At 71.3% G+C, this 9,072-nt stretch carries 4 protein-coding genes; 2 read left to right on the top strand and 2 right to left on the bottom strand.

Going from position 1 to position 9,072, the window contains the following annotated elements:
* The first annotated feature begins 412 nt into the window (after positions 1-412).
* Entirely contained in the window at positions 413-2,191 is a 1,779-nt protein-coding gene (locus tag Q9R47_RS20005; RefSeq protein WP_311234867.1) for an EAL domain-containing protein, read from the top strand.
* 33 nt (positions 2,192-2,224) lie between these two features.
* Here the strand turns inward: Q9R47_RS20005 and Q9R47_RS20000 are convergent, their stop codons facing one another.
* Positions 2,225-2,662 carry a hypothetical protein gene (locus tag Q9R47_RS20000; RefSeq protein ID WP_311234866.1) on the bottom strand — a complete coding sequence of 146 codons (438 nt, stop codon included), beginning with the start codon at positions 2,660-2,662 and terminating at the stop codon, positions 2,225-2,227.
* A 91-nt stretch (positions 2,663-2,753) separates the two neighbouring features.
* Entirely contained in the window at positions 2,754-3,878 is a 1,125-nt protein-coding gene (locus Q9R47_RS19995; protein WP_311234865.1) for a mechanosensitive ion channel domain-containing protein, read from the bottom strand.
* Positions 3,879-4,119: 241 nt separating this feature from the next.
* Between Q9R47_RS19995 and Q9R47_RS19990 the strand changes: the two genes are divergently transcribed.
* Entirely contained in the window at positions 4,120-9,042 is a 4,923-nt protein-coding gene (locus tag Q9R47_RS19990; protein WP_311234864.1) for a PAS domain S-box protein, read from the top strand.
* The last annotated feature ends 30 nt before the right edge of the window (positions 9,043-9,072 follow it).

Below are 9,072 nucleotides of genomic sequence, written 5' to 3'. Positions count from 1 at the left end.
TTTCGCCCGCGCGGCGATGGCGGAGATCGAGCGCCGTGAGGGGTACGAGGGGCAACTACGGGTGGCACTGGAGGCGTGCCGGGCACCGATTGACCCGAGCGATCCGGCGTAGGTTGCAGCGTAGCTTTCTGCTGGCGGTCTCAATACTCAGAGGGCGAGGTACTGCTGCATCATGGGGGTGTGGGCGGAGAAATCGGCGGGGTGCCCCTCGGCCATCGGCGATGGCTCTTTGTCGTTCTGCAAGTTGATACCTTTGTCCATGGCGCTGGGCGGGCGCGCCGAAACCGGGGCGTCCGCCGGATGAGTCCGATACGAGGGGCGATTATCCTGCGTGGGCGCGTTTTCCCCCTTTTTTGCGACCACCGGCGCCGCGCCCCGGCCGCATACTCGGTTTCTCTCCACAAGTACTTCCATGCCGGACCACGAATCGTCTGCCGATGCCCGCGAGAGGGAGCGGCTCCATCTTCTCGACTGCTCGGGGCTGCTCGACACGCCCGCGAGCGAGGAGTTCGACCAGATCACCCGCCTGGCGGGCCAGATCTTCGACATGCCCGTGTCATTGGTGACCTTCGTCGATGCCGACCGCCAGTGGTTCAAGTCGCGCCTCGGCTTCTCCCTGGCGCAGACCGACCGGTCCTCGTCGTTCTGCGCCCATGTCGTGGAGACGGCCGACGCCATGGTGGTGGAGGACACGGTGCTCGATCCGCGTTTCGAGCGCAATGCGCTGGTGACGGGCGAGCCGTACATCCGGTTCTATGCCGGCGCTCCCCTGCTGCTGGATTCGGGCCATGTGCTGGGCTCCCTGTGCGTGCTCGACCACCGTCCCCGCACTTTCAGTCCGCAGCAGCGCGACCAGCTGGCTACGCTCGCCAGGATGACCATGGCGCACATCGAGCTGCACCAGCGTGCGGGCCGGGTCAATGCCGTGACGCGGCTGCCCAACCGCACGCAGCTGTTCGAGGACCTGCGCGGCCGCCCCGCCGGTACGCCGTCGGCGCTGATGATGGTCGAGATCATGGGGCACGAACGCATGCTGGCCGAATCGCGCGCGGTGGGGTCCGAACCGCTGGAGTCCCTCGCCATCGCCTTCGCAGACAGACTCAAGCGGCTGGCAGGGCGGGGCGTCGCCGTCTACCACGTGGGCGAGATGCGTTTCTGCCTGGAGCCCGCCGGCGGCAACCGCGCGCAACGCGAGCAATTCGCCGCGGAGACGGTGGCCGCCCTGAGCGGCCCCATGGCCTTCGACGGGCGTGCGATCGAACTGGCGCCCATGGCCGGGCTCGTGGAGTTCGATGCCGGCGCCGTGGGCCCCAGCGACGCCCTGCGGATGGCCAGCGCAGCCCTGCATTCCGGCCTGGGCCGCGGGGCGGCGCTGGCATGGCACGACGCCGCGCTGGATGCGGCCCACCGCCGGGCCTACCGCCTGGTGCGCGAGATCCTGCCGGCGCTGGCACGCGGCGAGTTCCGGTTGGTGTACCAGCCCAAGCTCAACCTGCGCGCGGGCGCGTTCACCGGCGTCGAATCGCTGGCGCGCTGGCGCCACCCCGAGCTGGGCGACGTGTCGCCGGGCGAATTCATCCCGCTGGTGGAGAGCGGCGCGCTCATCCACGAATTCACCCGCTGGGTGCTGCGTACCGCGCTGGAGCAGCTCGGCCGCTGGCATGCGCAGGGCATCGAACTCACGATGGCCGTCAACGTCTCGTCCCGTAACCTGGAGGAGGCCTCGTTCGTGCGCGACGTGCGCGCGATCTGCGCGGCGGCCGGCGTCGATCCGCGCTACCTGCACGTGGAATGCACCGAAAACGCGGTGATGACCAGCGCGCGCACCCAGGCCGCCCTGGAGGAAATCCGGGGCATGGGTGCCCAGATTTCGCTGGACGACTTCGGCATGGGTTACTGCAACCTCGCCTGCCTGCGGAGCCTTCCGGTGGAGCTGCTGAAGCTGGACCAGTCGCTGATCAAGCCGATCGATGGCGACAGCCGCGCATGGCTGCTGGTGCAGTCGCTCATCGCGCTGGGCCATTCGCTCGGCTACCGCATCCTGGCCGAAGGCGTGGAGACCCGTGCCGCGTTCACGATGCTGGCGGGGGCCGGGTGCGATGCGGTGCAGGGCTACCACCTGTCGCGGCCGCTCGAGGCAGAAGCGATTCCGGAGTTTCTGCGGCGGCCTTTGCCGGACTGGCAGGCCTAGGCTGCCCGACCCGCGCCCGGCCACGGGGCCGGGCTATGTCCCCGGGTTCCTGCGTCCATCGAACGCGGACGCCGCCATCTGTCCGGCACGCCCCATCAGCGTGAATTCCGCCGGGCCGTCGCCGTCCGAACGCAGCCGCACGCGCGCTGTCCCGGAGTTGCCCAGGGGCTCCACCGCCTCCACCTGCGACCACGGCAGGGTGATCGGCGGACGGTGGAAGAACACGAACCATGGCGCGGACAGCGACAGCCCTTCGGGCCCCGCAGCCACCGTGAGGCAGTTTGCGTAATGGATCGGCATGCCATGGACGCGCCCCATGCGGGCCGACGCGAAGCGGACGGCCTCTCCACTGGGCGGTGTGTGCTGCGGAAAACGGGCCGCGAACGCGCGCCAGCCCGACCGCGCGGCGAGCATCCGGCAGGCGTTGAGCCAGAAGAGGGGCAGGAGCAGCAGGAACCAGAGCGTATTCATGGGGGTGTCCCGTCAGGTGGCGGAACGGTGGATTATTGGCGCTGGCCGGCAAGGAAGGCTCCGGCACCTGAACTGCGAGGGCTTGAGTCCCTCAGGCTCCCCGCACCACGCGGCCGGGGGCGTCCTGCATGGGAGGTATGTCGTGCGGCGGGCCCGAGGGCTTCGCCGCCCCCTGGTCGCCCGCCAGCAGCGCGCGGGTCTGCGGCAGGCAATCCGGGTATTCACGCTGCATGAACGCCACCAGCGCCTCGCGCACGCGGCAGCGCAGATCGAAGGCGAGGCCCGACGAACGTGCCGACACCAGCACGCGGATCTGGATGGTGCGCTCCGACACGTCGGTGAGCTGCAGCACTTTCACGCGCTGGTCCCATTCCGGGGCGGTGGCCAGGATGCGGTCGAGTTCCTCGCGCAGCGGATCCAGCGGCATCCGGTAGTCGGCGTAGAGGAACACCGTGCCGAGGATTTCCGAGCCGGTGCGCGTCCAGTTCTGGAACGGGTTCTCGATGAACCACTGCAGCGGGATGATGAGCCGCCGCTCGTCCCAGATGCGCAGCACCACGTAGGTGCCGGTGATCTCTTCCACGCGCCCCCATTCGCCTTCCACGATGAGCACGTCGTCGATGCGGATCGGCTGCGCGAGCGCGATCTGCAGCCCGGCGATCATGTTGCTGAACACCGGCCGCGCGGCGAGGCCCGCCACGATGCCCACCACACCCGCCGAAGCCAGCAGGCTGGCGCCCACCTGCCGCGCGCCGGGGAAGGTCATGAGCATCAGCGCCAGCGCCGCCATCAGCACGCCCGTCATGGCGGTGCGCGACAGCACGCGCGCCTGCGTGGCGATGCGCCGGGCCGTGAGGTTGTCCTCCACGTCCGCCGGGTAGCGCGCGATCACCCCGTCGGCCAGGCCGCCGATGCCGGTGATCAGCAGCCAGGCCACCGCAGCGATCAGGGCGAGGCCCCCGGCATGCCGCACCGTTCCGATGTAGGCCTGCTCATTGGGAGCGGCCACCCACACCAGTTGAAGCGCCGCCAGCGGCAGCAGCACGCGCACCACCGGCACGCACACCTGAACCACCGTGTGGAGCACCGGCAGGCCGCGCGTGGCACGCAGGGCGATCAGCGAGGCGATGCGGTGAACGACGGCGGCAGCGGTGATGGCGATCAGCGCCGCGACGGCGGTGGCGAGCCAGGGTGAGAGATGTGTAAAAAAATCCATGCTTTGTTACCTTTTGCCATACTGTGGCCTGGGTTATGCCGCAATCGCATGCCCGACCTTGCCCCCGGTGTGTTTCCTCCCGTTTGCGAAGGTTCAAAGCGACCGTGCCTGTCGATGCCTTTTCCGTCCACGTGGCTGCCGCTGCGCCGCCGCCCGGCCATTGCGGAGCGGGACTGCCGCCCGGTGTCCTGCTCGGCAGTGCGGGCCGGGCCGCCCCGCGGGGCCGGCAGGGAGCGTCCGCATGCGCCTGAGCCCGCGCCCGCGCGCCCGGCTGGGAGGGCTGGCGGCGCTGTTCGACAAGGTCGCGGCACGCGATGGCCGGTGGCTGCGCGGCTGGGCCGTGGTGCTGGCGCTCGCGGTGGCCGGTGCCTGGCTCGCGGTGCAGGCGGTGGCCCAGTGGCGCGAGGCCGCCCGCGCGCAGGAGCGCGAGAGCCTGCTGGCCCACATCACCGACATCCTGATGAGCCAGACGGCCGGCAGCCCGCTGCTCGGCGCGGTGGCGCTGCTGGGCCTGAGCGAGCCCGCGCTCAAGGAGGTCGCGCTCGGCACGCTGCCGCCGAATGCGCCGCAGGCCCTGACCCGCCTCGCGGTGGCGCGCGGCCGCTTCCTCGTGAGCGGCATCTATGTGCTGGCGGCCGACGGCCGGGTGGTGGCGCACGAGACGCCCGGCAATGCCGCGGTCGGGCTCGATCTCTCCAGCCGGCCGTACTTCCACCAGGCGATGCGCGGAGCGGTGAACGTCTACCCGGCGCTCGGCAGCAACACCCAGGAGCGCGGGCTCTACTACGCCGCGCCGCTCTATGAAGGCGACACGCCGGCGAGCGCCATCGTGGGGGTGGTGCTGGTGAAGATGTCGTTCGAGCCGTTCGAGACGCAGATGCAGCGTTCCGGCTTCCCGATGGTGCTGCTGTCTCCGCAGGGCGTGGCTTTCGCGGCCACGCGGCCCGAGTGGCGCTATGCGATGTCGCCGCCGCTCACGCAGGAGCGCATCGACGCGGTGCGCCGGCAGCGGCAGTTCGGTGCGCTGTTCGACAACGGCGTCGCCCAGGCGCTGCCGTTCCGCGCCGATGCGCGCGAGGTGACGGTAGGGGGCGTGCGCTATGCGCTGGAGCGCCGCCCGCTCGAGTGGCACGATCCCGACGGCGCATGGCAGATCGTCATGCTCGACGACCTGCACGCACTGCTGCCCGCAGCGCAGCGCTGGCAGATCGGCCTGGGCGTGTTCACGCTGCTGCTGGTGCTCGGGGGCATGCTGCTGGACATGATGCGCCACCGCGCACGCATGGCGCTGGCGATGGAGCGCTTCCGGGTGCTGGGCGCCGCGCTGCAGTCCAGTCCCGTGGCGGCGGTGATTACCGATGCCGACGGCTGCATCGACTGGGTCAATGCGCAGTACGAGGCCAACACCGGCTATTCCCTCGATGAAGTGCGCGGCCGCAAGCCCTCGCTGATCGCCTCGGGCCTCACTCCGCCGGAAACCTACCGGCAGATGTGGGCGCGGCTGATGGCGGGGCTGCCGTGGCGCGGCGAATTCATCAACCAGCGGCAGGACGGCACGATCTACCACGACGAGGCGACGCTCTCCCCGGTGTTCGACGACCGGGGCCGCCGCATCGCCATCGTGGGGCTGCACGAGAACGTGACCGAGCGCGTCACCGCCCACCAGGCGCTGCAGCGGCGCGAGCGCGAACTCAACGATGCCCTGGCGCTGCAGACGGCGATCTTCGACAACGCGCCGCCGGTGGTGCTGGTGGGCGACGGCCGCGTCCTGCGCTTCAACCCGGCCTTCGCGCAGCTGATCGGCCGCCCGAACGCGCAGCTGGACGGCCGCGCCGTGGCGGACCTGTTCGGTGGGGCCGAAGCGCATGGGCGCTTCCTCGCAGCGGTCGGCCCGCAGCTGGACGCCGGCGAGGCGGTGCGCGAGGTCGTGCCCCTGGCGCGCCGCGACGGCATGCCCTTCGAGGTGCGCCTCTCCGGGCGCACGCTGCCGCTGGAGGGCTACACGCGCGCCAGCCTCTGGGTGGTCGAGGACGTCACCGAAGCGCGCCGCGCGGAGACGGCCATGCGCGAGATGAACGAGCGCCTGGTGCTCGCCCAGGAGGCGGGCCGCGTGGGCGTCTTCGACCTCGACATCGCGCGCGACCATCTCGTGTTCAGCGACAAGCTGGAGGCGCTCTACGGCCTGGTGCCCCGGCCGCAGGGGCGCCGGCTGCGCGACTGGCTGGACGCCCTGCATCCCGAGGATCGCCCGCGCGCGCAGGCGCGGCTGGAGAGGGTGCTGACCGGCAGGGCTCCCGGGCTGCAGGACTCATGGCGGGTGGTGCGGCCCGACGGCACCGCGCGCTGGCTGCTGTGCACCGCGCGCGTCGAGCGCGACGCGGCAGGGCAGGCCCGCCGGCTCATCGGCGTGCAGGTGGACGTGCACGACCAGAAGGAACTGGAGGCGCGCCTGGCGGACCAGCTGGCCTTCCAGCAGGCGCTCGTCGACGCGATTCCGATCCCGCTCTTCCACCAGGACGGGCAGGGGCGCTACCGCGGTTTCAACCGGGCCTACGAGGAGTCGTTCGGCATCCGCCGCGAAGACTTCGTCGGCAAGACGGTGCTGGAGGCCGGCTTCCTGTCGGAGGAGGACCGCGCCGGCTTCGATGCCGACGCCCGCGCCCTGCGCGCCGGCGGGCCGCCGATCCACAAGGAGGTCGATCTGACCTATGCAGACGGGCAGATCCACCACACGCTGTTCTGGATGCACGGCTTCCAGCGGCCCGACGGCACGCCGGGCGGCGCCATCGGGACACTGGTGGACATCACCGACCGGCAGCGTGCCGAGCGGGAACTGCGCCGCGCGAAGGAGCTGGCCGAGGAGACCACGGCGCTGAAGTCGAACTTCCTGGCCAACATGAGCCACGAGATCCGCACGCCCATGAACGCGATCATCGGCATGTCGCACCTCGCGCTCAAGTCGGGCCTCACCCCGCGGCAGGCCGACTATGTCGGCAAGATCCAGCAGGCGGGGCAGCATCTTCTGGGCGTGATCAACGACATCCTGGATTTCTCGCGCATCGAGGCCGGCAAGCTGGTCGTCGAGAAGCAGCCGTTCGTGCTCGACCGGGTGCTCGAGGGCATGGCCGACGTGGTCGGCTACAAGGCGGGCGTGAAGGGGCTGGAGCTGGTGCTCGACGTCGCCGCGGACGTGCCGCCCCACCTGGTGGGCGATGCACTGCGGCTGGGCCAGATCCTGATCAACTTCGCCAACAACGCGATCAAGTTCACGGAGCGCGGGGAGATCCACGTGCGCGTGCGGCTGGTGGAGCGCGACGGGCGGCGCGTGCGGCTGCGCTTCGAGGTGCGCGACACCGGCATCGGCATCGCGCCCGAGCAGATGGGCCGGCTGTTCCAGAGCTTCCAGCAGGCCGATGCCTCCACCACGCGGCGCTTCGGCGGCAGCGGCCTGGGCCTCGCGATCAGCAAGAACCTCGCCGAGCTCATGGGCGGCGAGGTGGGGGCCGAAAGCGTGGTCGGCGAAGGGTCGACCTTCTGGGTGGCGCTGCCGCTCGAATGCGCCGAGGGCGCGTCGGCGGCGCCGCCGCTGCCCCCCGCGCTGCGCAACGGCCGCGTGCTGATCGTGGACGACAACCACACCGCCGCCGCCGTGCTGGCGGACATGCTGCGCACCATGGGCTTCGAGACCAGCGAGTGCCACGACGGCGCCCAGGCGCTGGAGATGCTGCGCGAGGGCGCGGACGGCGGCGAGCCCTACGGCCTGCTGCTCATCGACTGGCGCATGCCGGGCATGGACGGCATCGAGCTGGCCCGGCGCATCCATGAGCTGGGGCTCGACCAGGCCCCGCAGATGCTGATGGTGACCGCCTACGGCCGCGACGAGATCATGCCCGCGGCGCGCGCGCAGGGCATCGAGACGGTGCTCGTGAAACCGGTCAGCGCCTCGGTGCTCTACGACACGCTCGCGCAGCCGCTCGCGCACGGCTGGCTGCCGGCCCATGCCCACCTCGCGCGGCCGGACGACGAGCAGCCGCCGCCCCGGTTGCGCGGCGCCTCCGTGCTGCTGGTGGAGGACAACGAGCTGAACCAGCTCGTGGCGGTGGAGCTGCTGCGCGGCGCGGGCTTCATCGTGGACGTCGCGGCGCACGGCCAGGCGGCGCTGGACTGCGTGGCACGCACCGAATACGACGTCGTGCTGATGGACATGCAGATGCCGGTGATGGACGGCGAGACCGCCACGCGGCGGCTCCGGGAGGACCCGCACCACGCGCAGCTGCCCATCATCGCGATGACCGCGAATGCGATGGAATCGGACCGCCAGCGCTGCTTCGAGGCCGGCATGAACGACCATGTGCCCAAGCCCATCGAGCCCGCCATGCTGTGGCGCGCGCTGGCGCGCTGGGTGCGGCCTCGCCCGGGCATCGGCATCGACGCCGCGATCGGTGGGGGGCCTGACGGCGCGGGGGGCAGGCGCGCCGGGCAGGGCGAGGGCGGCATTCCGCTGCCGGTCGGCGTTCCGGGGCTGGACGTGGCCTGCGGACTGCAGCGCGCGCTCGGCCGGCCCGCGCTCTATGCCGATCTGCTGTGCCGGTTCACCGATGGCCAGCAGGGCACGCGCGAGGCGCTGGGCAGCGCGCTGCGCATGGGCGACCACGCCACGGCCGAACGGCTGGCGCACACGCTGAAATCGGTGGCGGCCAATATCGGCGCGACCGCGCTTTCGCACGACGCCCATCTGCTGGAGCAGGGCCTGCGGTGCGCTTCGTCCGACGGCGAAGAGGCCCTGGCCGCGCATGCGCAGGCGGTGCTCGACCGTCTGGAGACCCTGCTGCGGGGCCTGTCGGCCTGGCGCCTGGCGGCGGCCGAGCTGCCGGCCGGGCCCGGATCCGCCATGGCAGGCGAGCTGGCCGGCGGCGGCGAGGGCGCCGCGCAGGCCGCGGTCGAGCGGCTGCGTTGCCTGCTGGCCGCCGACGACCCCGCGGCGCTGGACTTTCTGCTGCAGCAGACGATACTGCTGCGCGGCGCACTGGGCGCGGGCTTCGTGCGTGTGGAGGCGCATGTCCGCGACTTCGACTTCGAGCAGGCGCTGGCGCTCATCGGCGCCCCGCCGGAGCCTTCCGGGGAGGCCGCCACCGAGGCCCCCCAGGAACCTGCCGGCACCTGAGCGCCCGACCGCACACAACAGAAACAGGGA

Origin of the sequence: Acidovorax sp. PRC11, assembly GCF_031844105.1 — a bacterium.
In the GTDB taxonomy this organism is placed as follows: Bacteria; Pseudomonadota; Gammaproteobacteria; order Burkholderiales; family Burkholderiaceae_C; genus Paracidovorax.
Note: the sequence above shows the minus strand (reverse complement) of the source record. Positions and strands in the feature narration are given on the sequence as shown.

What these genes read in the sequence shown, in the direction of transcription:
- Q9R47_RS20000 (WP_311234866.1), bottom strand. Translation starts at nt 2,662, where the DNA reads ATGAATACGCTCTGGTTCCTGCTGCTCCTGCCCCTCTTCTGGCTCAAC.
- Q9R47_RS19990 (WP_311234864.1), top strand. Translation starts at nt 4,120, where the DNA reads ATGCGCCTGAGCCCGCGCCCGCGCGCCCGGCTGGGAGGGCTGGCGGCG.
- Q9R47_RS20005 (WP_311234867.1), top strand. Translation starts at nt 413, where the DNA reads ATGCCGGACCACGAATCGTCTGCCGATGCCCGCGAGAGGGAGCGGCTC.
- Q9R47_RS19995 (WP_311234865.1), bottom strand. Translation starts at nt 3,878, where the DNA reads ATGGATTTTTTTACACATCTCTCACCCTGGCTCGCCACCGCCGTCGCG.